We start from the raw sequence: 23,857 nt of genomic DNA, 5'->3' as shown, positions 1-23,857 counted from the left end.
TATTGTATTCAATTAAAGCATATCGCATAGAAACAGACCGTCTGGTACTCCGACCCTATAGGATTGCTGATGCCGCCATGGCTGATCAGGCCATCCGTGCCAGTCTCCCTGAATTAAAACAATGGCTGCCCTGGTCAGTGAAAGAACCCATTTCAATGCCCGAGCGCGAGGCTCTGTTAAAAAAATTTCATCTTGATTTTGAAGAAGGAAAAGATTTTGTCTTTGGCATTTTCGATAAGGATGAAAAAACGCTGATTGGCTCAACGGGCCTGCATACCAGGCTGGATGCAGATTCGAGGGAGATCGGTTACTGGATCAATAGTCTTCACCACGGTAAGGGCTATGCTACAGAAGCCGTGAGGGCATTGGTGAAAGTGGCGTTTATGGTGGAAGACTTATCACGGATCGTCATCAAGTGTGCGGATAGTAATCTGGCCAGTGCTGCCATCCCCCCAAAGCTGGGCTTTAAAATGATTGAAAGAACAAAGGGTGGCGCGGCAGCAACCAGCGGTCACCCCTTATTGATATGGGAAATGCGAAAGGATGATTTTAGTAACGGCTCCTTTGCAGAAATGGAAATTCTTGCATTTAACAGGAAAGGAATTAATTTGTTCCTTCATCCATAATCCAGGCCTAATATGTTATCTGCCTTATCCTATCACCAGAAGGTCAAAGACCATTTCAAAGCTCAGCAAAAGACATGGGATTATTTCGCCGGTGCAACCAACAAGGAAGAGCAACTGCAGCAGTTCAAAACAGCGTTACTCAGGAATACCTATAAGTTCGATCCTTCCAGTGAGCCATTCATATATGACAAGGTCAATATCATAAAAGATAAACTTGGCTTGCAGCAGCTCCCGGTAACAGTATACCAGGCAGCGAATACTGATGAACTCAATGCAAGTATTGTTTATCTCAACAACGAAGCCCATATCGTTTTCAGCGGCTCAATTATTAAGCTGCTTGATGATGAAGAGTTGCTCGCTGTTCTGGCACATGAGCTAACCCATATCAAACTCTTTACGCTACAGGATGGTCAGCTTGAAGTGGCTGATCGTATCATCACCGCCATAGCAAACCACCAACAGAGTGAACCCGCCTATTATGAAACAGCCAGGCTCTACCGTTTGTACACTGAAATATTCTGCGACAGGGGCTCCTGTATGGTGCTCGGGAAAACCGGGCCGGTGATCAGCTCACTGGTGAAAACATCTACCGGTCTCGATAAAGTGAACCCCGAAAATTATCTTAAACAGGCCGACGAAATTTTCTCTGCCGATAACAATACCAAAACAACTGGTATCAGTCACCCCGAAAATTTTATCCGTGCCCGCGCAGTGCAGTACTGGCATGAAAAAGGTGATGCAGCAGAAGCTGTTATCAACAGTATGATCGAAGGAATGAGTGAGCTCGACCAGCTTGATATCTTCCGCCAGAAAGAACTCTCCCAGCTCACCAGGAAAATATTGCAGCTATTCCTGAAACCAAACTGGTTTCGTACCACAATGGTGAGCAGCCTCGCCCGGCAATACTTCTCGGATTTTTCATGGGATGATGCTGTATTAATTGATGAAGCCCTCATTGAAAGAATCAGTAATGATCACAGCAGTATTAAAGAATACCTGGCCTATCTCCTCCTTGATTTCGCTTTGGCCGACCCTTCCCTTGAAGAGATCCCACCCGGCAGGGCGCTTCAGTTTGCGGAAGAGATCAGGATCGTTGACCAGTTCAATACTATCCTGAGTAAGGAATTGAAGCTCAGTGATAAGAAATTGCAGCAATACAGGGAGAAGGCACTAATGGCATATAACCGCCTGAAAGAAAACGAAGGTGAACATATTTACCATTAATTATCCAGTACCGCTATGGAATTACAAAGACTACCATTTCGAAAATTCCTGGAAACAGCATTTGACCAGGGCATCTATGCTACCGATGATGTGATCGCTTTTGTGATGCCACTCTTCCGTGAGGTGCTGGCAATTCATGAAGCCGGACTTGTGGCGCCATTTGGCCACGAAGATTCATTTTTCATTTCCGGTAATGCCATTGATGTTGACGAATCCTATTGCCATAAGCCGTTACGGGCTTTGAATAAAGTAAAAGCAGTTTTCGCAGAACTGCAATCTCATAAGTTTGATATTGTTGGTCATAAAACCGTAGAAACAAATATCAATGATGGTGAGATTAGGGTTGGTAATAGCGAAGTGCATTTTAATATTAACGAGCCACTTTGTAACCCGGCCTATATTCCAGGTTACAAATGCTTTGAACATTTACTCGGGCATCATGATGAGATGACTGATATTTTCTGCCTCGGACTTGTATTGGGAAGTATGGCCCTTGGGCTTGATCTCCATGATAAGGATGACCTCGAAACCTTTGCCAGCTACCGCAATAATCCTGTTTACCACAATCAAAGGATCCATCCCACCATCTCTGCGCTTATCACGGAAATGACGGCACTCGACAGGCAGAAGCGCGCCGCCGATCTTTATGATATAATCCACCGGCTTCATCATTACCGCGACTTTGATCCCGAAAAGCAAACCGACCTCAGCACCGTGGCCGGATGGATCAGCAAAGACCTCTCTGAAAGAAGCCAGTTCATTTTGGGCAAACTTCGTAACCGTCTTTTTGATAACAGCAGGCGTAACCGGTTGCTTTATTATAAACCCAATGCACGGTTTGTAAACCTTACGGTAAGCAGCGTTCCCATGGTGCTGCATTACCAGAGCATCCGTGCCGATCTCCTCTTTACCTGGAACAGTGAGCTCTCTTCAAAAGTTGCCGGAATGAAGGAGATCATCCTCAATAAATACCTGCGCTTTGAAGACCATGCTTACCTGCCCTCCGCGCTTGATAAGATAAGGGTGGAAAGCCAGCGCGATGTGCAGGAATATGGATTCAGCCAGCTTAAAATGGTGATCGCTTTTTTAAACTGGCATAACCTGAAGGACGATATTAACGAAAGAATCCAGAGTCCCCTTTTGCTTGTTCCTGTTGAACTGAAGAAAGTAAAACGCATAAAGGAAGATCATTTCGTTATGAAAGTCCTTGACAGCGAGGCGGAGGTGAACCCCGTTCTGGCAAATCAATTGAAAGAACTCTATGGTATCAGTCTCCCTGATTTTATTGACCTGGAAGAAATGAGCCTCGATACTTTTTACCAGATCCTTAAGACCCAGATCGATGCCGCCAACCAGGGCATTCAATTACGCTATATCGATAAACCAAGGATAAAACTGGTGCACAGCATAGCCAGGCAAACTATCAGTAATTACAGGAAAAAATTACGACGCCAGGGTTCTACTATGGATGGATACAGGAATATGTCTTACAGCTACCAGCAGGAAGATTATAAACCACTTGGACTGGAAATATTCCGCAATAAGATCGAACACCGGGCAAGCTTCCTTGAGTTCCTTGTTAATGAGGATATCAGTTTAAGATCACAGCAACTCACGGGTAGCAATACCCGCGAAAGAACACTCTTCGAAATGACCGATAGTGAGAGTAATCCTTATAGCTGGGATTTTGATACCTGTAATATGGTACTCGGTAATTTCAACTATAAGAAGATGAGCCTGGTTCGCGATTACAACCATGTGATCGATAATAAAGTGGAGCATCATGTTTTTGAATCACTTTTCAGCAACCAGCCCAGGCCGATCAATGATCATTCTTTTGATCCGAATGATCCTTCCCTTTGGCACCATGTGATCACCGCTGATCCAACCCAAACAAGGGCCATCATACAAAGCAGGTCTGGCAAAAGCTATATCATCCAGGGCCCTCCGGGTACGGGGAAGAGCCAGACCATCACCAATCTGATTGCTGATTTCGTGGCAAGAGGTAAGAGTGTATTGTTTGTGTGTGAAAAGCGCGCTGCACTTGATGTGGTCTATCATCGCCTCAAGCAAAACGGCCTCGATGAACTCTGCTGCTATATACATGACAGCCAGGGTGATAAAAGGGAATTCATTCGCAGCCTGAAGAGCACTTACGATGACTTCAGCAAAAACAGGATGGATCTGAAAACTGTTAAAGCAAACAGGCAATTATTGCTTGGTAAATTGCAGGACCAGTTGCAGGTGCTCCGTCAGTTTCACCAGGCAAGCACAACCGAACCAACCGCTGCCGGCCTTGAAGTAAGGAAACTTATTGAAAGATTGATCCAACTGCAACGATCCATTATACCTCTTGACGCCAAACAGCAGGAGCTGCTTCCCTCCTATAACGACTGGCTACAATTTGGCAATACCATCCAGGAGTTGGGAAGCACTATGGAAGAGGCGGGTGCTGAAGGTTCTTTTGCTGCTCACCCATTGAGTAAATTGAAAGATGTGGTTTTCCTCCACCAGCAACCGATGCACCTGCTCGATACCGTACTCGGCCACACGAAGAACTTGCTTGGAGAAATCAACACAGTACTCAGTAATTGCAACATTTCTCCTGAACATAGTGCCAACCTGAATCAGGTTAAGAACCTCGTGCAGGATGCTATCCTGCTCTATCCGCTTGCGGAACATAATAATCTTTCATTGGTTGATGCCACAACTCCTGAGGCAAAAGCCTTTGAGGCCCGGATAAATGAGTATGAAGAACTTAAAAAGCAATTCGTGGGCATTAGCTCACAAAATGAAAACTGGATTAATAAATTTTCTGAACAGGATGCCATTAACGCCATACCGATCGCAGAAAAGAATGAAGATTCATTCTTTGGTTTCCTCAATGGCAGTTGGCGAAAACTAAAAAAGCAGCTCGCACAGAGCTATGATTTTTCGAAGCACCAGGTTAAGCCCTCCCTGTCATCTATTCTTAAGTTGCTGCAATCGGAATATGAACTTTCCAAAGCTGTTTCGGATACAAGCACACGCATCAGGCAGGATTATCATCTCCACAGTATTGAAACCACATGGCTTGGTATTGATATTCTGCGCAATAAAAAAGGAGATAAGGAAATTGATTACCTGCTTGCGCATCCCGATGCAAATACTATTGTAAGCAGGCTGCATAAACTAAACAATACAATCCACCAGCTGGAACTGCAGTTGCAATATTTGAATGCCGATATGTCCGGATCAACCATAGCTGCTATTGAAGATGACCTGGAGAATATATCACTGAATGCTGCACAGTTACAAGACCTGTTGCCGGTTCTCAAACAATTCACTACGCTACCGGATTCAGTTAAGAAATTTCTTCGCACTGTTCCGCTTTCACCGGTGCAGGCTGAGGCTGCTATAGCGCACCAGTGCCTGCAACAGTTTTACCAGCAGCATCGTGGCTTTGCAGATACAGATGTAAAGGTGATTGAACAGTGTGTACAACAGATCCGTCAGCTCTACAGGCAATTACTGAAGAGCAATGCCGACCTTATTCGTGCTTCCATACGGCAGCGGTTTTTTGACCATATGGAACTGAGTAGTACTTCTGTTACACAACTCAGTGCTGAACAGAAACAATTCAAAAAGAATTATAACGAAGGCCGGAAAATACTCGAGAATGAATTCGCTAAAAGCATGCGATACAAAAGTATTCGCGAACTCAGTGCAAGGGAGAGCGGGCTGGTATTGAAAGATCTGAAACCGGTATGGCTTATGAGTCCGTTGAGTGTTAGTGACAGCCTCCCTCTTGATACCGCATACTTTGATGTTGTGATCTTTGATGAAGCAAGCCAGATCACCCTTGAGGAAGGGATACCTGCATTATACCGTTCGGCACAAACAATTATTGTGGGCGATGACAAACAGATGCCACCAACAAACTTCTTTACAGCTAAGGCGGAAGACCCTGATGATCTGGGATCGTTTGAAGAGGAAGAGGATGAATTGCTCAGTGCCGATGCCGACAGTCTGCTGGTTCAGGCCACCCGAAAACTTCCGGGAACAATGCTGAGCTGGCATTACCGAAGTCATTATGAAACATTGATCAGTTATAGTAACCATGCTTTTTATGAAGCCGGACTACTCACCATTCCAGACCGCACTATCCACCACAATGATAAAACAGCCATTGAAGTGGCCTCGGCAAATGAGGCTGCGGCCAATGTTGATCGTTTATATGACCGAAGTATCAGCTTCCATTTTCAGATAAATGGTATTTATGAAAAAAGGACCAACCAACAGGAAGCATCTTATATCGCCCAACTGGTGAGGGAGTTGTTAAAGAGAGGATCCAAAGAGAGTATCGGTATTGTTGCTTTCAGCCAGGAGCAACAACATGCCATTGAAGATGCACTTACAGCGCTTGCACAGGAAGACAAGGATTTTGAACGGCAGCTTGAAGAAGCATATATAAGAACAGAAGACGACCAGTTTGTGGGACTCATCATCAAGAACCTTGAGAATATCCAGGGCGATGAACGTGATATCATTATCATGAGTGTTTGCTATGGATATGATGCGAGGAAAAAAATGTTGATGAATTTTGGTCCCATTAATAAGAAAGGCGGAGAGAAAAGATTGAATGTAATATTTAGCAGGGCAAAAAAACATATGGCTGTTGTGAGCAGTATACGGCATCACGATATAACCAATGAGTATAATGAAGGTGCGAATTATTTTCGTCGCTTCCTGCACTATGCAGAAAATGTAAGCAGCGGAAATATGCAGGCAGCAAGATCTATTCTTGACGGATTGGTGGTCAATAAAAATGACGCCCCTGCTAGCATTGAAACAAGTGTTGTGCTGCGTGAACTAAAGCTGTCACTGGAGCAATATGGTTATACTGTGGATGAGCAGGTTGGACAATCGGATTTCAAATGTTCCCTTGCCATAAAAGTTGATCCCGCAGATGCGGCTTACACGCTGGGAATTTTGGTTGATGATGACCGGCATTATGCCAACAGTAATTTAATTGAACAGTATTTCCAGCGGCCGGAGATCTTGCGAGCATTTGGGTGGCATTATGTACAGGTTTTTGCCAAGGACTGGTTAAGACAAAAAGAGAGAGTGTTGTCACAGATATTGAGGATCATCCGCGAAGCACCTATGGATGCGGCAGAGGCAACGCCAATTGACCCATCCGCCCTATCTGTGCCAGTGTTGGAAGAAGAAGCACATGCTACAATGGCCGTTGGTCTGCCGGGTTTTGAAGACATTCAATTTGAACGATGGTTGTTTTCCGATGTTACCAGCAATAAATTCTGGGAAGTTGGTACTCGTAGTAACAAGTTGGTGATCCGTTATGGAAGAATCGATACAAAGGGGCAGGTACTGGTAAAAACTTTACCAGATGCAGAAAAAGCATTGGCAGAAAAGCAAAGACTTATAAAGGAAAAAACCAGCAAAGGATATAGTCCCGCATAAAAAAGGGCAGATGATCACTCATCTGCCCTAGGTTGGCGTCCACGGATATATCACAAAGTGGCAATATCAATCCATCCTTCCAAAGGCTTGATTGATATCTTTCATCTCGATAAGTTTTATAGCTGGAGTGATATTCTTTTCAGCGCAATAGTCGTTTAATTCCTGCTCAATGATCTCGGGCATAAGAATTCTTGTTTAATGGTTTGAAAAATTCGGGAAACGGAAGCCGTTTTAGAAGGGGGGGATGGTGTTTAAAGATAGCAAAAAACAATTGATCCGCCTATAATTACGATCCGTGTATGGAGAACTTGCCGAAGGTTTCAACCTTCCGCAAATTTGCTGGTATCCCTGGCGACTATCAAGCTAATGTGGACGCAAATCTTTCGCGGCTGTTTCCATTTTTCCTTAGTGCAAATTATGGCTGGGAAAAGGAAATTATTATTACAACCTGCGGCAGGAAAGGACTGACCAAAATCCTTTATCACCAGCTAACCATTTGCCGATGTTGTTTCAAAGACCATACGCAACGGAAGCCTGCTAAACCAATTGACAAAAGGAACATGGGTGCATAAAATGCCCACTGGCTATTGGGCCATGGGCTTTAATGGCAAGCCACATGACCGCGCTGGCTGTAAAGTTTAATCGCATCGGGGTTATCATAGGAGAGCCAACTGGTGAACGAATTGATTTCACAGGTGAAACCATTGGCTTTTCCCCATCCGGTTCTTGCCTACCTGAAGGAACTGGTTAAAATATTCAACTAAAGTTTTGTACTTTTTCGGAAAAGGTTAGCTGAAAACAAGAAACTATATACCACACCCTGCTTTGCAGGATATTGTAAGCACCATCAGGATCGTTCATGCGAATGTTCCCGATGAGCAGGTTGGTATTGCTTGTCCCTATCCACCCACACCGCAACACTGCCTTTTTTTCTATATTGATGACCTGGTGGAGATGCAGAAGGAAGGCGAACAGGGTTTTCTGTTACAACCCCGCAGTGTGATAGTAGGGCCACAGATCACCCGTGTAAATCTGATCGTGGGAAAAAGCCATAAAGCTGTTGCGGTGGGCTTTCATCCGGGTGGACTATACCGGCTGCTTGGATTACCGATGACGGAACTTTATGATGATGGATTTAATGCAGAAGAAATATTAGGTGCTGATGTTCGTATTGTAAATGATAAACTAAGAGAAGCTGCCGGCTTCGATGAGATCAAAGATATTATTGAAAACTTTCTTTTAAAAAGACTGCATTGGCTGAAAGAGGCCCTTCCCTTTGACCTTGCGATGCAGGAACTGTTGCTGCACAATGGTAACCAGGGGATGGATAGTATCGCATCCCTTTCCTGTTTAAGCCTCCGCCAGTTTGAAAGAAAGTGCAAGGAGAGGATCGGCCTCTCCCCAAAATTCTTTGGCCGCCTTGCCAGGTTCTCCAAAGCATACCGGCTAAGAGAAATGCAACCAGACCTTAGCTGGACGAATATCACCTATGAATGCGGCTACTTTGACCAGATGCACCTGATCCGTGATTTCAAACAATTTGCAGGTGTTACTCCCCGCTTCATCGAAGACACCCTCGCGCATACGCCCATTCGCATGCAGGCTAATATTAAAATTTAATTGTCTCCCTCAGATAGCTTTTCGATTTCTGTCGGCCCAATAAGCCCAGGCAACCAACAGCCACTGGCTCAATCCCACAATGGCAATGGGTTGCACATCTGTTGGAGGAGGTCCGAATATATTCAGGAGATGTACGAGAACAAGAAAGATAACCAGGCTATAAAATGCTATGGCGCCTGTTTTATTTATGGCACGGCTAGCCCGGGTATATAATAAAACACCCACTCCGAAAAAGATCAGCTCGATGGAAAGTACAAGCCATTTCTGGTGCCATAGTCCCAGCCCGGTTTTATAATCGCTACCCGGTATGAGGGGAAGGTCGGGAATATGTACAAACCAGTCGAGCACCCAGTGGCTTATTACCAACGCAGCAAGCAGAACTGCCACCTTTAGATTCTTATTAAAAAGATAACTCACCACTGCAAAAAGCAGGGCCCATCCGGCAACCGCCAGGAGGCTATGTGAAATGGGATAATGGGTGAACGAGAGGGGAATGGGACTATTGGGATTGGTAGCGAGCTCAACTTTTTCAAGTCCGGTTAATAGCAGCAGCGGCCATATAAGGTCAAGCCATTGTGCTGCCAGGAAATAGGTGCCAAGACCGGGTTTGGATTCAATTTTTTTAGCGGCGAAAGCTGCTGCGAAGTGGCCTATGAACATATAATTGAGTTTATGGGTTCCCTCAAATTCCGTGTTTCAATATACCCCTTTATGGGTATTTTTTAAGGTGATCAGCGTATTTGGATAGCCGTTACTTCCTGATTTGGAAGATTTTTTTAATATTGCGCCCTCATCCTAAACCCTTCGAACTTATGAATCGTATAACACTGCTATTGTGTGCAGTACTACTCTCTATGACCCTCACCGCCCAAAAGCGGATCGTAGTAAATGTGCTGCCGGCTGATGCCACTATTTCTGAAGTTGGTCCGGGCGGCGTTGAAAAACCCCTTGGAAGTGGAACTGCACAGATCAAGACCGAAAAAGACGAACCAATTAAACTCGTATTTCGCAAGCCGGGTTTCAATCCCATTGTAAAAACCTATATCAAAAGAAAAGGAGTTGATCTTCCTAAAACAGAAACATTTGTTCTAAAGGATCGCCTGGTTAAAATAATGGCGCAGCCCTATGATGCAAAAATTATCCTGAATGGTATTGAGATGGGATCAGGTCAGGTGAATGCCATCATCCCAGAGAACGGATCGGTTACTGTTGAGATAAAGAAGCCTGGATTCTTCACTAAAACAAAAACCTATTTTAACAAATCTGGGATGGATCTTCCTCCTGCTGATGAAGTTTTTGTTCTGGCTGATCGAGCTCTCCAGGTGAAATTGACGCCAGCGGATGCACAGATATTTGTGGATGGAAAAAAAGTTGCTGATGGTAGTGGTGAGATTGTGATTCCTGCAAAAGCATGTGTTTCTGTTGAGTTTATCAAAGAGGGATTTGCCACCATTCAAAGGAGCTATTGTAATAAAGAAGGAATGCCTGAATCGCCACTTTATGATAATATTGTTATGAAGGATCGCGTGGTTCAGATCAATACTACTCCAAATGATGCAACTATAAAAATGGATGGCCGCCAGGTTGGAGCGGGTGAGTATGGTATTAAGATCCTTGAAGGCGCCTGTGTAGAGGTGATTGTAGAAAAGGCAGGATATGTTGCCATCACCAAAAATTTCTGCAACCAGCGTAATATGCAGAGTCCACCGGTGAATGAACACGTTGTTCTGAAAGAAGATGAGGCTTATAGCTCTTCAATTCAGAGTGACCAGGCTAATGTGAACTTTAGTATCAGTGTGGGATCTGGCCGGTCAGAAGAAGATGCATGGAAAGTAATGAACCAGATCGTTACCAATTATTTCGATGTTATCGAAATGTCTGATAAGGAAACAGGATATGTTCGTACTGCCTGGAACATGAAGAATTTTCCTAACAATACTATTCGCACCCGCATCATAGTGAAGCCTGGAAATACGGGAAGTTCACAGTATGTTGTGAAGATCCAAAGTGAGGCATCCGGTGCTGCCAATACTGCCGCCAAGGATGATGAAAAATTTCGCGAATGGGGTCGTATCCTGAATACATACAAGGATATAATCAGTGAAATGCAATCAAGATTAAGATAGATTTTGAATGATATAAAAAAACAAGCGCGTTAAGGCTTGCTTTTTTTATGGTGATTATTTTACTCTTACACTCCTGAATGTTCCGTTCAGAACTTTCTTCGTGATAGTGGGATCATCAAATTCATCCTGGGGAAATTCAAGGTTTTCTATCTGCCCGCTAATAGTTTTATCCGATGCGTTGTAATTGAGCACCAGTCTGCCGGCAGATGGCAGCAGGTGGATAACCGTATTATCATCACCTGTTTCAATTCTCAGGGCTGTCCTGATAAGTTCGTTTGATGCGGGGAAGTTGTAGATACCTGACACTGCTGTAAAATTTTCGGCATCCTTAAAGGCAAAACTTATTCCGAATGGCACCGTATGCACAGGATTGTCACTGCTTTTGGAGCAGGCCATTGTTCCCAGCATGATAGCCGAGGGTGTTACGAGTTTTACTTGCATGAATAAGGTATTTAGTGGGCGCAAAAATGCTTTACCCCTATCGGTTATGCGGTACCGTTGGCATTTATTAACCAGCTTTTAACGCATATTACCCTATAACCAGGCGCTGCCCGGTATTTCATCAATGAGGCCTGATCCATAACACCCGGCAGGTGTTTGATAGCCGTTTGAGAAATTTCCTTCCAATACTTTTTTTGCAATGATAAGACTGCTATGGGCAGTGAGCGTATAACCATCAGCACAGGTAAGCATTGCCGTGCTGGAAGAACCCTGGCTGTTGCGAACCTGTCCCCATACATAACTCCTGCTGTTGCTCCGTGTTTCGGGTGATGGCCCTGCAGGTTTTTTATCTATCCATTGCTGCGCTTTCTTTCTTGCCCATCCGGTACGCAATGCCCAGTTGTATAATTTCTGCAACTTAAGGATCCGGTGAATGCGTGGAGGGATGCCTGTGTACACAATGATATTGGGAATGCCGGTAGTATGGTAGGCAGTTGATACATCGCCCCATGGAATACTCATGACAAGTTGTGGTCCTTTCCCAAAATCAATATGACGTGAATGATTGCCCAGTGGATCAGAAATGATCTTGCCGTTGCTACGGATGGCTCCACCTTCTCCGAGCGACCTTGCCATAGTGGTAGCTGTACCATGGGAGATGCCCCCTCCGATGCTGGTAAAGGCGAGCTCAAGATGGGTGGCATCAGAAAGCTGGTCGCGCAGGCGCTTTGCCATACAGTCGGTGGGAACTACATCAAAGCCGGTTCCGGGCATTATCATGATGCCGGCTCCCCTGGCTTTTCCGTCGAGCGACCTGGCATATTCAAAAACGGGGATTTCGCCTGTTATATCGAGGTAGTGGATGCTATTTCGCAGGCAGGCCTCAACCATGGGCCTGGCTGTTTCGCTGAAAGGACCAGCAACATGGAGCACAACACTGATATCTTTGAGGAGATTATCCATCTCATCAGCATTTGTAAGACTACCGGTTCTATATGGGAGGTCATATTGTGAGGAAAGTTCACGTATGGCCGATTCGTTACGGCCGGCTAAAATTGGACTCAGGCCATGGCGTTCGGCATATTCCAGAATCAATCGCCCGGTATAGCCGTTGGCTCCATAAAGCAATAAGTTTCCTGTCATTCCTGTAAGGTACAACAGCCCTGTATTTTTCGTACCTTTTATGACCGGTAAAATATGATTGTTATGAAAAAGAAAAACACGAATTGCCTTAAATATGCGATCTGGATTGATCTCCAGAAAGCCATCATCGCCTGCTTAGACGAAGAAGGAAACCTTACAACAGAATCAGTGCAATCTGAAATTGAGAAGCAGATCAGATTTGCCGGGGAGAGTTCCAATAAAAGTCGCCTATTCGGCGCCACTCTTAATAATGAGAAGCATGCCCAGAATAAACTTAATCAACAACGAAAAAGTTACCTGAAAAGCGTTGCCGCTAAAATTACCAAAGCAGAATCAGTGATCATACTCGGTCCGGCTGATACCAAGTATGAACTTCATAAAGAAATTGAAAAACGCAAACCGCTTGCCAATGCCCGTGTTGAACTTAAGAGTGCCGACAAGATGAAGATCCATGAGATCAAGGCGATATTAAAACCCCTGAAGCCAAGGTCATGATCTTTCTTATTTCTTACGCACCACAAGGTAGTATTCATCAGGAAGGGGTATATAACCATAATCATAGCAAAAGCATAGGGGCCCCAGGGGGTCATTCGATAAGTATTGTGTAAAGTATTTGAACTGGAATCCTTGTTCCAGGAGAATTTCGCGGCTAACTTTCTTAGAGTCTTCGCCTGATGCAAGCGTGGTGGCAAGTATTCTCCTGTTGCGTACCAGGGCGTGATTGATATTACGCACCTGGTTGTATTCATCTCCTGTCCGACGGTTATTGAAGGCGTTTCGGCAACTGTCGTCGCAGAACTTTTTGTCGATCCTGCCTTTCAACAGGGCATTGCACCAGAGGCAATATCTTTTGTCTGTTTCCATCTTTTATTTTTCCTGAAAACTAGGATTCTCCTATTTTCACCACAAGCGTTTTTCAACGGTTTATTAGCGGTTATAATCACTTATTTTCCGGCAATGCTTTCTCCTGCTCTCCATCTTTACATTGTTCAACTGGCGCCGGGTGAACAACAATTAATAGTTAACCGGCCTTGTATTTTACCAGGCCCAAAAGAAAGGAGTTATGAGTGAGAATAAAAACAAAGTGTTGCTGGTGGGCAACCTGGGATCAGATCCCGAGATTAAAATGACTGCTACCGGAAAAAAAGTAGCCAGGTTCAATATGGCAACCAGTGAGTCATACCTGAATGCACAGGGTGAAAAAGTTACAGAAACACAATGGCATCACCTGGTAGCTTGGGGCAAGATGGCAGATAAAGCTGAGCATGAACTGCATAAAGGTTGCGAGGTTACGCTGGATGGTAAGCTTATCTACCGGAATTATGTTGATAAGGACGGGGCCAAGCGATACATTACAGAGATCTATGTGTATGAAATGGTGGTATTGCAGGATCGCAGCAAGGCAGAAATCTGAAAAACCGGAGAGGTATGTCTGTGCCCTGTGGTGCAGCATACCTTTCATAATCCGTAGCTTTACAGAACCTCATGCAAAAGGATCCTGCCAATATATATTTCGAGCTGGCCAGCCGCTTTGTGCTGCATACCGATAAACATATCTTTCTTACGGGGAAGGCAGGAACAGGTAAAACAACCTTCCTTAAATATATTAGGGCTAACTGTTCGAAGAAGATGGCTATTGTTGCTCCAACAGGTGTGGCGGCAATTAATGCAGGTGGTGTAACCCTTCATACATTTTTTCAGTTGCCCCTTGGCGCTTATGTTCCACAGGGAGGCATACCTGATAGCGGCGATCAGCTTTTTAATAATCGTCAAACGCTGTTACGAAACCTTCGATTGTCACAACAAAAGAAGGAGCTCATACGCGAGCTTGAGTTACTGGTGATTGATGAGGTGAGTATGATGCGGGCTGATATTCTCGATGCCATTGATGCAGTGCTCCGGCATGTGCGTAAAAAGCCCTACCAGGCTTTTGGTGGTGTTCAGGTTTTATTTATTGGCGACCTCTTCCAGTTACCACCAGTTATAGCCGATCGGGAGTGGCATTATCTGAAACAACATTATGCCAGTCCATTCTTTTTTGACGCCCAGGTAATGCAATCCGCTGAACCGGTTTACCTGGAACTGAAGAAAATATACCGACAGAGCGAACAGGCTTTTATCAGCCTGTTAAATATGGTCCGTAATAACAGGCTCGATAAGGAAGGCATGGAATATTTGAACAGTCGCTATCGTCCCGGCTTTGAACCTTCTCACGAAGAGCAATTCATTACCCTTACTACGCATAATGCAAGAGCGGATGCCATTAACCAGCAGGCCCTCCAGAGACTTGGCGGAGCGGCTATTTCATTCAGAGCGGAGATCAGTGGTGAATTTTCAGAAAAGGCCTACCCCGCTGACCTAGACCTCCACCTGAAGCCAGGAGCGCAGATCATGTTTATCAAAAATGATAAAGGAGAGGAGCGCCGCTATTACAATGGAAGGATCGGAAAAGTGCATGATATCACCGATGAGCGTATCCGGGTTTCTTTCGCCGATGATGGAAGCATAATTGACCTTGAAAAAGAGGTATGGAGAAATATCCGCTACCAGTACGATAAGGCAAAGGATAATATTGATGAGGAAGAGCTGGGAACTTTCTCACAATATCCAATACGGCTGGCATGGGCTATAACCATCCATAAAAGCCAGGGACTAAGTTTTGACAAAGCTATCATTGATGCGGGTGCTGCTTTTGCGCCAGGGCAGGTTTACGTTGCATTGAGCAGGCTAACTAATATGGAAGGACTGGTACTCCGGTCAAGGGTACCATACGGGGCTATCAATACCGACCCCCGTGTACTTGCCTTCTCATCAAGTGAAAAAGCGACTGATGCCTTGGAGGAAGAACTGGCCCGATCCGAAAAACATTATATAAGGCTATCACTACTAAAGGCATTTCACCTTGAATCACTCCAGGAGATGGCAGATAATTGGGTTCAGGAGGCAGGCAGGAAAAGTTTCACTACCAAAACCGGTGCATTAGAATGGGCACTCCACTTCCACAACCAGGTAAATGAACTTATGCCGGTAGCTGCTAAAACAGTTGGGCATCTTGAATCTCATCTGCAGCTAGGGCATACCGTTGGTTATAATGAATTGGTTGAAAGAACCCGCGCCGCATCAGGCTATTTTGTTACTGCTTTGATGAAGATCATTGAGAATCTCCGAAGCCATATAGAAGGTGCTAATAAAGCCTCACGTGCCACTAAGTATCTGAAAGAATTAGGCATTATGGAAGCCGCTTTATTGTTGCGTGTTGAACAATTGAAAAAATCGGCCGAAATAACCGCCGCACTTGCCTCAGGCGCCTCTGATAATAGTCTGTTAGGAATGATCTCATCAAAGCCCGAACCCGTAAAGGTTACCGCTACGAGGACAAAACAGGTTAAAGGAGGAACCCAGCGAATCAGCCTGGAAATGTTCATGGCTGGTAATAGTATTTCAGAAATTGCAGAAAGCCGGCAGCTTGCATACTCCACCATCCATGGCCATCTATCACGATTCGTGGCACAGGGCGAGCTCCCGGTGGAGCTGCTGATTGAAAAGGAAAAACTGGCCACCATATTGCAGGCTGTTGAAAAGGTGGAGAGCCGTCAATGGGCACCGCTCCGCGAAGTTTTAGGAGATGAATTCAGCTACCCTGATATACAGGCTGTGCTGGCTCATCTGAATTATCTGGATACTGTAAAGGGAAATCAAACTACCGAAGCTTCCTTATGAAGACTTATTTTTAGGAATAACTAACTGCTATGCGTACATGCATTCTTGCCCTTTTCAGCTTTTTACATTTACAGGCACATAGCCAGGTGATACCACTGCGCGAACAGGCTAATGTGATAAATGAGATCCTGGGAGAAAGACTTAATAACCTGCTCCCTTCCCTTATGCTGGAAACGGGTATTGATATGTGGGTGCTGGTTTCGCGTGAATACAATGAAGATCCCGTATTGGAAACAATGCTGCCGGCAGAGTGGATGTCGGCCCGCAGACGTACTATCCTGGTATTTTACCGAAATGCACAAAAGGGTAGTTACGAGAAACTTGCTATTGCAAGGTATAATGTTGGAGAGCATATAAAGGCATCATGGGATATGCAGAAATTTCCTGACCAATGGGATGCACTGGCAGATATTATTCAAACAAGGAAGCCGGCTAAGATTGGTATCAATACCAGCAAGCATCACGCTCATGCCGATGGACTCGATCATACAGATCACCAGGAGATGATGGCTAAAATACCTGCAGCCTTCCGGAACAAAGTAGAGTCTGCGGAAGATCTTGCCATCCGCTGGCTCGAAACCAGAACAGAAAGGGAGATGTCGATATATCCGCAGCTGGTAGCCATAACCCATCGAATAATTGATGAAGGCTTTTCAGAAAATGTTATAACCCCCGGCATTACTACTACCGATGATGTTGTATGGTGGTTCCGCGAAAAGATCCGGGGCATGGGGCTGGAAACATGGTTTCAACCCTCCGTGGCTGTGCAAAGGAATGACCCTGAAAATTTTGAACACCTGCGTAGCTTTTCAAATCGACCCGCAGGAGAAATTATAAGGCCCGGTGATCTTCTTCATGTAGATATTGGCATCAGCTACCTGCGACTGAATACCGATATTCAGCAACATGCATATGTACTGAGGGCGGGGGAAACCAGTCTGCCCCCATACCTTAAAGCCGCCTTCGCTAAAAGCAATCGCTTACAGGATATACTGACCTCAAATTATGCAGAAGGAAAAACAGGAAACCTGGTGCTGGCAGCATCCCTGGAGCAGGCGAAGAAAGAAGGCATAACCGCGTCCATATATACCCATCCACTGGGCTATCATGGGCATGCGGCCGGTTCTACCATTGGCTTGTGGGACCAGCAGGGGGGCGTTCCCGGGGCGGGAGACTATCCCCTACACAATAGAACTGCCTGGTCTATTGAGCTGAATACGGCCACCGATATCCCGGAATGGAAAAAATCCATTCGCATCATGCTGGAAGAAGATGGTTATTTAGACAAACACGGGTTCCGATACATTAATGGTCGCCAGAAGGAAATCCATCTAATCCCAAAACCTAAAGATTCTCGCGGTAATTAAACTCCTTTGACATCTTATTGAAATGCCCGACAGCTGGGGCATTTTGTGTTCATTATATCCAGTTAAAAAAATGCCGGGAAACTTGCTCTGTATCTACTTAATCGTATATTTACGATATAAAATTAAATATGGCAGTTCACAAGAAAGAGGCATTTTCCCAAGCAGAACAGGACCTGGCAGCATTTGCCAAAGCCCTTGCCCACCCGGCAAGAATCGCCATCCTTAAAGTACTTGCCGAAAAATGTGAATGTATCTGTGGCGAAATAGTGGAGATCCTGCCATTGGCTCAAAGCACTGTTTCACAACACCTGAAGGAATTGAAAGAAGCCGGACTGATAAGCGGTTCGATTGATGGCCCTCGCAGTTGTTATTGCATTAACTATGAAGCATTCAAAAAAATGGGATCATCCTTCCAGGGATTGATGGATGCCATGAAAGATCCTGGAACCAAATGCTGTTGATCGAATAATCAAACCTACATTTTAAACTATAAAGCCTTGACAAATGAAAAATGACCTTGAAATCAAATCCATCGTAAAAGAAAAATACGGTGTCATAGCAGAACAGCCTGCATCCCAGAATGCTGCCTCCTGCTGCGGTGCAACCTCATCCTGCTGTGGTGATGATGTATATCATATCATGGCCGATGATTATACAAAACTTGAAGGCTATCATGAAGGCGCCGACCTGGCGCTCGGTTGCGGATTGCCAACAGCATTTGCGAAGATAAAGGCCGGCGATACAGTTATCGATCTTGGAAGCGGTGCCGGCAACGATTGCTTTATTGCCCGCGCGGTAGTGGGTGATAGTGGAAAAGTTATTGGTATAGAGTTTACCGAAAAGATGATTGAAAAAGCAAGGGCAAATGCCGAGCAACTCAACTATAATAATGTTGAGTTCAGGTTGGGCGACATTGAGCAGATGCCCGTGGGCGCCAACAAAGCTGATGTTGTTGTTAGCAACTGTGTGTTGAACCTTGTTCCAAATAAACCCGCCGTTTTTAAAGAGATTTACCGGGTATTGAAACCAGGCGGACATTTTTCTATTTCTGATATCGTAATAAAAGGAAATATGCCTGAGAAGTGGAAAGCAATTGCTGAATTGTATGCAGGATGTATTTCAGGCGCCATTCAGAAAGATGAATATATAGATATCATTGATAAGGCGGGTTTTACCAACCGCACGGTACAAAAGGAAAAACTGATCTTTATTCCGGAGGATATACTTTCTCAATATCTTAGTCCCGATGAAGTGCTTGCCTACCAGTCAGGCGATGTGCAAATTTTAAGCATTACTGTATATGCTGAAAAACCGCTGGAAGCAAAGGCTCCCTCTTGTGAACCCGGATCAGGTTGTTGTTAAATTTTATTCAATGTCAACAGATATTAAAATCAGGACTGCAGTACCAGGTGATTACGATCCGGTCTGCAGTTTACTTAATAGCGAGCAATTACCCACCAGTGATTTGAGACCTGATCTTGATCATTTCTTAATTGCAGAATTAAATGACATTCCGGTTGCTGTTTTGGGCCTCGACCCTTATGGGAAAGACGGATTACTTCGATCTATGATCGTGAAGCGGGAATTCAGAAGGCATGGCATCGCTTCTAAACTGGTGACAGAGTTAGAGTCATACGCAAGGCATCAGGGTATTGAAATGCTATACCTGGTAACAAATACTGCTGAAGATTATTTCAGCAGGAAGGGATTCAACATCATTACCAGGACTGATGTTCCGGATACTGTGGCCGTATCGGCGGAGTTCAATGGCCTATGTCCGGCCTCATCTACCCTTATGCGTAAATCGATTTGACCCTGATCTAAATATTCTTTACTGCTTATGTCTAAACAGCTTTCTTATCTCGATAAAAATCTAACCCTCTGGATATTTCTGGCGATGGCTATTGGAGTGGGTATCGGATATTTCTTTCCATCCTCTACAAACTTCATTATTCAGCGTTTCCAGCAGGGCTCAACCAATATTCCCATTGCAATAGGCCTGGTGCTGATGATGTATCCGCCACTGGCTAAAGTAAAATACAGTGAGCTGCCGAAAGTATTCAGCCAGAAAAAAATCCTGACCCTTTCCCTGATCCAGAACTGGCTGATAGGTCCACTGCTGATGTTTGTGCTGGCGATCGTTTTCCTGCGTGATGAACCGGAGTATATGACCGGACTTATCCTCATCGGTATTGCGAGGTGTATTGCCATGGTAATTGTGTGGAATGATCTTGCCAATGGCGACCGACTTTATGCAGCCGGATTAGTTGCTTTCAATAGTATATTCCAGGTATTTTTTTACAGCGTTTATGCATGGGTGTTTATTACAAAACTCCCACCATTGTTCGGTTTAAAGGGATATGAAGTGAACATCACTATCGGCCAGGTAGCAGAAAGCGTATTTATATATTTAGGCATACCCTTTCTGCTGGGAATGTTTTCACGGATCCTCTTAACCAGGTGGAAGGGAGTGGACTGGTATGAAAATAAATACCTGCCTTTTATTAGTCCGATTACACTCGTGGCATTGCTTTTCACTATTGTTGTCATGTTTAGTCTCAAGGGTAACCTTATTGTTCAGATCCCTCTTGATGTGGTGAGGATCGCCATTCCGTTGACGATCTATTTTGCCATCATGTTCTTTTCTGCTTTTTATTTATCGAAGCGTGCGGGGGCGGATTATCCGCGATCAACATCATTGGCATTTACGGCGGCTGGAAATAATTTTGAGCTTGGTATTGCAGTAGCCATTGCTGTATTTGGTATAAACAGTGGTGCGGCATTTGCGGCAGTGATCGGACCGCTCATTGAAGTGCCTGTTCTGATTTTGATGGTAAGGTTTGCATTAAGGCAGCAACCAAAATTTATTGAACCTGTTTGCGAAAAAACCAACTGATATGGAGAAGAAAAAATTATTATTTGTTTGTGTTGAGAATTCAAACCGCAGCCAGATGAGCCAGGCTTTTGCCCGTATAATTGGCGGGGATGCAGTAGAGGCGTATAGTGCGGGTAGTAAACCCAGTGGCATCGTGAATCCCAAAGCCATCGCGGCAATGAAAGAACTTGGCTATGACCTGAGTACACATGATTCAAAATCATTGCAGGAAGTAGAGAAGCATGCACCATTTGATGCGGTTGTAACGATGGGCTGTGGTGATGCCTGCCCCTGGATGCCTGCCAGGCAGTTCATTGACTGGCAGATACCCGACCCCAAACACATGGAGCCGGAAGCATTTAACGAAGTGCGCGATTATATTGCTTCCAAAGTCCGCGAGCTGATAGCTAACCTTTGAACAATTAACAGTTGCTTGCTGTCATTTAAAAGCAATGAATTATCATTGCGATAATTGAAATGTAGAGATATGGCGGTAATTTCTGATGAGATCATTGATCTGTCCCTTGATTATAAAGAATATAAGTTGTTGTTAGATGGCCTGATGAAAGATGGAAAAACCACGGGAGAAAACCAGGATGAGTGGTTGGTGGATTATTCGAGACTGAATCTTCAGCGCATGACCCGGCTTGATAAAACATGGAAACCTTCGGATAAGATCGAGAAGAGGATGCTGGCGATGGAGACACCGCTGATATGGCTCACAATAACAGAGGGCTGGTGTGGTGATGCGGCACAGATCGTTCCAATTCTGGAAAAGATCGCGGCCATAAATCCACTTATCAGTCACCGCCTTATTTTGCGCGATGAAAACCCCGGCCTTATGGATCAGTTCCTTACAAATGGCACCCGGTCAATTCCCAAAACGGTAATTCTGGAACAGTCAACCCACCGTGTTCTGGGAAGTTGGGGTCCTCGCCCTGCAGGGGCGGTTGATCTGCTGAGAGACCTTAAACAGCAGAATGCACTTCCCAAAGAAGAGATGTATAGCCAGTTGCATGGCTGGTATGCAAAAGACAAAGGTTCACATACGGCAAAGGAATTCGTTGACAGCGTTGAGTTTGCGCTGGTAACTGCAGAAAGCTGAACGATTAGCTGGCAAGATTATATACGATCCAGCTCATGAGATAAGCCAGCACGGTCATGTAAACCAGTTGGATGATGGGCCATTTCCAGCTTCTTGTTTCGCGTTTCACAACTGCAAGCGTACTCATACATTGCATGGCCAGTACATAAAATACCATCAACGATAAGCCAGTTGCCAGTGTGTAAACCCGGCTCCCGTCTGCGTGCCTTGCCTGCTGCATTTTCTGACGAAGCAAGAGACCGCTTCCATCATCACCTTCACCCACACTATAGAGAGTAGCCATAGTGCCCACAAATACTTCGCGGGCAGCAAAAGAGGTTATAAGTGCAATGCCTATTTTCCAGTCATAGCCCAAAGGTGTTATAACTGGTTCAATACTTTTACCAAGAATGCCAGCATAAGAATTGGCAAGTCTTGCGGCGCCCTCTTCGCGGTTTAGTTCAGTGATACGATCCGGTTGCTGTTGTTTAAGCACTGCATATTCTTCGGATACTTTTTCCATGCGCTCTTCGGGACCATAACTACTGAGTGCCCATAAAAGAAGGCTGATGATCATGATCACTTTACCAGCATCGAAAACAAAGATTTTAGCTTTCTGGATCATCGTGGTGAAAATATTCTTCCAGCGTGGAGCCCGGTACATTGGTAACTCCAGTATGAAGAAACTCTTTTCCTGGATGCGGATAAACCATTTTGCAATATAGGAAACCAACATGGCCATCACTATCCCAAGCAGGTAAAGTCCCATCATCACCAAACCCTGCAACCCAATGACACCCCACACCATTTTTTGTGGAACCACAAGCGCGATCAATATTGTAAAGACCGGAAGCCTTGCACTGCAACTCATAAGTGGAGTTACCAGGATGGTCAGCAATCTTTCCTTTGTATTCTCAATATTCCTGGCACTCATGATAGCAGGTACCGCGCAGGCGAATGCACTGATCATAGGCATTACACTTTTACCGTTGAGTCCCACTTTGCGCATGAGCTTATCTGTGAGGAAACTTATCCGCGCCATATAGCCGGTATCTTCCAGGATTGTTATAAGTCCAAACAATATCATGATCTGTGGTACAAAAACCAGGATCCCGCTAAGACCAGCAATCAATCCATTAATGAGCAGGTCGCTCCACCATGCTTCAGGCAGAATATTTCCCACCCATTGGCCGAAGCTGCCAAATGCCCATTCAATGGCATCCATGGGATAAGTGGCTATTAGGAATACACTCTGGAAGAGGAGGAATAAAACGGCCAGCAGAATTACATAACCCCAAACCCGATGCAGTAGAATATTGTCAAGTTTTTCGGTGAACAGACTTTTTTGTAAGGGGTCTGGTTCCGACACCGTTTGCTGCATAATGCTTTTGATCCGGGAATAGCGTTGCAGGATTTCTTCTGCCTGTGTTTTCGTGGGATTAAACAGGTTATCGGTCTCTGCTTTTTCAACTTTTTGCTGCAGATCGGTGCTTAAACTGAAATGTTCATGGTTAATGAGATAATGAATGGCTTTATAATCGCTGAGACCCGATACCAGCTCCTTTACTTCAGCTACCGCCCTGAGATTCAGTTCCTGGTTGGGAATAAAATCGCGCAATGGTGCTTTATATTGCTGCTTTGCAGTAGCCGCCATAATTTTAAGTAGCGATGGAATGCCTTTGTTCTTTCGGGGATTCACCGCCACTACAGGCACGCCCAGTTCTCGCTCCAATCCATCTATATCTATATTTATTCCCTTACTGCGGGCCATGTCCATCATGGTAAGTGCCACCACAACCGGGATCTTTAGATCTATGATCTGGGAAACAAAAAGCAGGTTTCGTTTAAGATTGCTGGCATCTGCAAGCAATACGAGCATATCAGGCATTACTTCTTTGTCTTGCCCCATCAGCACCTTATAAGTCACCCATTCATCGCCCCGCCTTGGATAGAGGCTGTAAGTGCCGGGCAGGTCAATGATCCTGGCTTCGAGACCATCGCCAAGAGAGCATCTGCCGGTCTTTTTGTCGACCGTCACCCCCGGAAAATTACCTACTTTCTGGTCTAGTCCTGTCAGTGCGTTAAAGAGTGAGCTTTTTCCGCTGTTGGGGTTACCCACTAATCCGATTTGAATCATTCCTTTTCCTCTTGTAATGGACAAAAGTACC

The 23,857-nt window shown here is 44.9% G+C and carries 20 protein-coding genes; 15 read left to right on the top strand and 5 right to left on the bottom strand.

Annotation, left to right across the window (positions count from 1 at the left end; all coding sequences use genetic code 11):
- Nucleotides 1-2 precede the first annotated feature (2 nt).
- From HY58_RS07655 to HY58_RS07635, 4 genes are all read left to right on the top strand, one after another.
- Nucleotides 3-626 carry a GNAT family N-acetyltransferase gene (locus tag HY58_RS07655; RefSeq protein ID WP_052323933.1) on the top strand — a complete coding sequence of 208 codons (624 nt, stop codon included), beginning with the start codon at nt 3-5 and terminating at the stop codon, nt 624-626.
- 12 nt (nt 627-638) lie between these two features.
- On the top strand, nt 639-1,850 hold the full coding sequence (locus HY58_RS07650; RefSeq protein ID WP_039130204.1) for a M48 family metalloprotease: 1,212 nt from the start codon (nt 639-641) through the stop codon (nt 1,848-1,850).
- 15 nt (nt 1,851-1,865) lie between these two features.
- Nucleotides 1,866-7,313 (top strand): AAA domain-containing protein, encoded by a 5,448-nt coding sequence (locus tag HY58_RS07645; protein ID WP_039130201.1) that lies wholly within the window; start codon nt 1,866-1,868, stop codon nt 7,311-7,313.
- 792 nt (nt 7,314-8,105) lie between these two features.
- On the top strand, nt 8,106-8,933 hold the full coding sequence (locus HY58_RS07635; protein ID WP_039130198.1) for an AraC family transcriptional regulator: 828 nt from the start codon (nt 8,106-8,108) through the stop codon (nt 8,931-8,933).
- A gap of 9 nt (nt 8,934-8,942) precedes the next feature.
- On the opposite strand, the gene HY58_RS07630 is transcribed toward HY58_RS07635, so the two are convergent.
- On the bottom strand, nt 8,943-9,593 hold the full coding sequence (locus HY58_RS07630) for a metal-dependent hydrolase (RefSeq protein WP_039130194.1): 651 nt from the start codon (nt 9,591-9,593) through the stop codon (nt 8,943-8,945).
- A 152-nt stretch (nt 9,594-9,745) separates the two neighbouring features.
- Here HY58_RS07630 and HY58_RS07625 point away from each other — a divergent pair, with 152 nt between their 5' ends.
- The gene (locus HY58_RS07625; protein WP_156123614.1) at nt 9,746-11,059 is read left to right on the top strand and encodes a hypothetical protein; all 1,314 of its coding nucleotides are present in this window, start codon (nt 9,746-9,748) and stop codon (nt 11,057-11,059) included.
- 54 nt (nt 11,060-11,113) lie between these two features.
- Here the strand turns inward: HY58_RS07625 and HY58_RS07620 are convergent, their stop codons facing one another.
- Entirely contained in the window at nt 11,114-11,500 is a 387-nt protein-coding gene (locus HY58_RS07620; RefSeq protein ID WP_039130189.1) for a hypothetical protein, read from the bottom strand.
- A gap of 93 nt (nt 11,501-11,593) precedes the next feature.
- Entirely contained in the window at nt 11,594-12,643 is a 1,050-nt protein-coding gene (locus HY58_RS07615; protein WP_039131019.1) for a trans-acting enoyl reductase family protein, read from the bottom strand.
- A 63-nt stretch (nt 12,644-12,706) separates the two neighbouring features.
- On the opposite strand from HY58_RS07615, the gene HY58_RS07610 reads away from it, so the two are divergent.
- Nucleotides 12,707-13,138, top strand: a complete 432-nt coding sequence (locus HY58_RS07610) for a hypothetical protein (protein ID WP_156123613.1) — start codon at nt 12,707-12,709, stop codon at nt 13,136-13,138.
- Between the two features lie 6 nt (nt 13,139-13,144).
- Here the strand turns inward: HY58_RS07610 and HY58_RS07605 are convergent, their stop codons facing one another.
- The gene (locus HY58_RS07605) at nt 13,145-13,507 is read right to left on the bottom strand and encodes a hypothetical protein (RefSeq protein ID WP_039130184.1); all 363 of its coding nucleotides are present in this window, start codon (nt 13,505-13,507) and stop codon (nt 13,145-13,147) included.
- A gap of 199 nt (nt 13,508-13,706) precedes the next feature.
- Here HY58_RS07605 and HY58_RS07600 point away from each other — a divergent pair, with 199 nt between their 5' ends.
- The 9 genes from HY58_RS07600 (at nt 13,707) to HY58_RS07560 (ending at nt 21,710) form a co-directional block, all read left to right on the top strand.
- Nucleotides 13,707-14,057 (top strand): single-stranded DNA-binding protein, encoded by a 351-nt coding sequence (locus tag HY58_RS07600; RefSeq protein WP_039130182.1) that lies wholly within the window; start codon nt 13,707-13,709, stop codon nt 14,055-14,057.
- A 71-nt stretch (nt 14,058-14,128) separates the two neighbouring features.
- Nucleotides 14,129-16,363 (top strand): helix-turn-helix domain-containing protein, encoded by a 2,235-nt coding sequence (locus HY58_RS07595; RefSeq protein ID WP_039130180.1) that lies wholly within the window; start codon nt 14,129-14,131, stop codon nt 16,361-16,363.
- Nucleotides 16,364-16,392: 29 nt separating this feature from the next.
- Complete coding sequence (locus HY58_RS07590) at nt 16,393-17,730, top strand: M24 family metallopeptidase (RefSeq protein ID WP_039130176.1); 1,338 nt, start codon at nt 16,393-16,395, stop codon at nt 17,728-17,730.
- A gap of 128 nt (nt 17,731-17,858) precedes the next feature.
- Nucleotides 17,859-18,191 (top strand): helix-turn-helix transcriptional regulator, encoded by a 333-nt coding sequence (locus HY58_RS07585; RefSeq protein WP_039130173.1) that lies wholly within the window; start codon nt 17,859-17,861, stop codon nt 18,189-18,191.
- 43 nt (nt 18,192-18,234) lie between these two features.
- A complete protein-coding gene (locus tag HY58_RS07580; RefSeq protein WP_039130172.1) occupies nt 18,235-19,092 on the top strand; it encodes an arsenite methyltransferase in 858 nt (285 codons plus the stop codon).
- A 10-nt stretch (nt 19,093-19,102) separates the two neighbouring features.
- Nucleotides 19,103-19,543, top strand: coding sequence for an arsenic resistance N-acetyltransferase ArsN2 (arsN2, locus tag HY58_RS07575; RefSeq protein WP_052323931.1), 441 nt, complete (start codon nt 19,103-19,105; stop codon nt 19,541-19,543).
- A gap of 27 nt (nt 19,544-19,570) precedes the next feature.
- Nucleotides 19,571-20,626: an ACR3 family arsenite efflux transporter gene (gene arsB, locus HY58_RS07570; RefSeq protein ID WP_039130169.1), complete on the top strand. Its 1,056-nt coding sequence runs from the start codon at nt 19,571-19,573 to the stop codon at nt 20,624-20,626.
- Between the two features lies 1 nt (nt 20,627).
- The gene (locus HY58_RS07565) at nt 20,628-21,023 is read left to right on the top strand and encodes an arsenate reductase ArsC (protein WP_039130166.1); all 396 of its coding nucleotides are present in this window, start codon (nt 20,628-20,630) and stop codon (nt 21,021-21,023) included.
- Between the two features lie 69 nt (nt 21,024-21,092).
- Entirely contained in the window at nt 21,093-21,710 is a 618-nt protein-coding gene (locus tag HY58_RS07560) for a thioredoxin family protein (protein WP_039130164.1), read from the top strand.
- Nucleotides 21,711-21,714: 4 nt separating this feature from the next.
- Here the strand turns inward: HY58_RS07560 and feoB are convergent, their stop codons facing one another.
- A complete protein-coding gene (gene feoB, locus HY58_RS07555; RefSeq protein WP_039130162.1) occupies nt 21,715-23,826 on the bottom strand; it encodes a ferrous iron transport protein B in 2,112 nt (703 codons plus the stop codon).
- Nucleotides 23,827-23,857: the final 31 nt, after the last annotated feature.

Origin of the sequence: Flavihumibacter sp. ZG627, from assembly GCF_000814325.1 — a bacterium.
Taxonomy (GTDB): Bacteria; Bacteroidota; Bacteroidia; order Chitinophagales; family Chitinophagaceae; genus Flavihumibacter.
The sequence above is the reverse complement of the archived record's forward strand: the minus strand, read 5'-3'. Positions and strand labels throughout refer to the sequence as shown.

What these genes read in the sequence shown, in the direction of transcription:
- HY58_RS07590 (WP_039130176.1), top strand. Translation starts at nt 16,393, where the DNA reads ATGCGTACATGCATTCTTGCCCTTTTCAGCTTTTTACATTTACAGGCA.
- HY58_RS07620 (WP_039130189.1), bottom strand. Translation starts at nt 11,500, where the DNA reads ATGCAAGTAAAACTCGTAACACCCTCGGCTATCATGCTGGGAACAATG.
- HY58_RS07595 (WP_039130180.1), top strand. Translation starts at nt 14,129, where the DNA reads ATGCAAAAGGATCCTGCCAATATATATTTCGAGCTGGCCAGCCGCTTT.
- HY58_RS07610 (WP_156123613.1), top strand. Translation starts at nt 12,707, where the DNA reads ATGAAAAAGAAAAACACGAATTGCCTTAAATATGCGATCTGGATTGAT.
- HY58_RS07625 (WP_156123614.1), top strand. Translation starts at nt 9,746, where the DNA reads ATGAATCGTATAACACTGCTATTGTGTGCAGTACTACTCTCTATGACC.
- HY58_RS07630 (WP_039130194.1), bottom strand. Translation starts at nt 9,593, where the DNA reads ATGTTCATAGGCCACTTCGCAGCAGCTTTCGCCGCTAAAAAAATTGAA.
- HY58_RS07605 (WP_039130184.1), bottom strand. Translation starts at nt 13,507, where the DNA reads ATGGAAACAGACAAAAGATATTGCCTCTGGTGCAATGCCCTGTTGAAA.
- HY58_RS07565 (WP_039130166.1), top strand. Translation starts at nt 20,628, where the DNA reads ATGGAGAAGAAAAAATTATTATTTGTTTGTGTTGAGAATTCAAACCGC.
- HY58_RS07560 (WP_039130164.1), top strand. Translation starts at nt 21,093, where the DNA reads ATGGCGGTAATTTCTGATGAGATCATTGATCTGTCCCTTGATTATAAA.
- HY58_RS07600 (WP_039130182.1), top strand. Translation starts at nt 13,707, where the DNA reads ATGAGTGAGAATAAAAACAAAGTGTTGCTGGTGGGCAACCTGGGATCA.
- feoB (WP_039130162.1), bottom strand. Translation starts at nt 23,826, where the DNA reads ATGATTCAAATCGGATTAGTGGGTAACCCCAACAGCGGAAAAAGCTCA.
- HY58_RS07585 (WP_039130173.1), top strand. Translation starts at nt 17,859, where the DNA reads ATGGCAGTTCACAAGAAAGAGGCATTTTCCCAAGCAGAACAGGACCTG.
- arsN2 (WP_052323931.1), top strand. Translation starts at nt 19,103, where the DNA reads ATGTCAACAGATATTAAAATCAGGACTGCAGTACCAGGTGATTACGAT.
- HY58_RS07580 (WP_039130172.1), top strand. Translation starts at nt 18,235, where the DNA reads ATGAAAAATGACCTTGAAATCAAATCCATCGTAAAAGAAAAATACGGT.
- HY58_RS07615 (WP_039131019.1), bottom strand. Translation starts at nt 12,643, where the DNA reads ATGACAGGAAACTTATTGCTTTATGGAGCCAACGGCTATACCGGGCGA.
- HY58_RS07650 (WP_039130204.1), top strand. Translation starts at nt 639, where the DNA reads ATGTTATCTGCCTTATCCTATCACCAGAAGGTCAAAGACCATTTCAAA.
- HY58_RS07645 (WP_039130201.1), top strand. Translation starts at nt 1,866, where the DNA reads ATGGAATTACAAAGACTACCATTTCGAAAATTCCTGGAAACAGCATTT.
- arsB (WP_039130169.1), top strand. Translation starts at nt 19,571, where the DNA reads ATGTCTAAACAGCTTTCTTATCTCGATAAAAATCTAACCCTCTGGATA.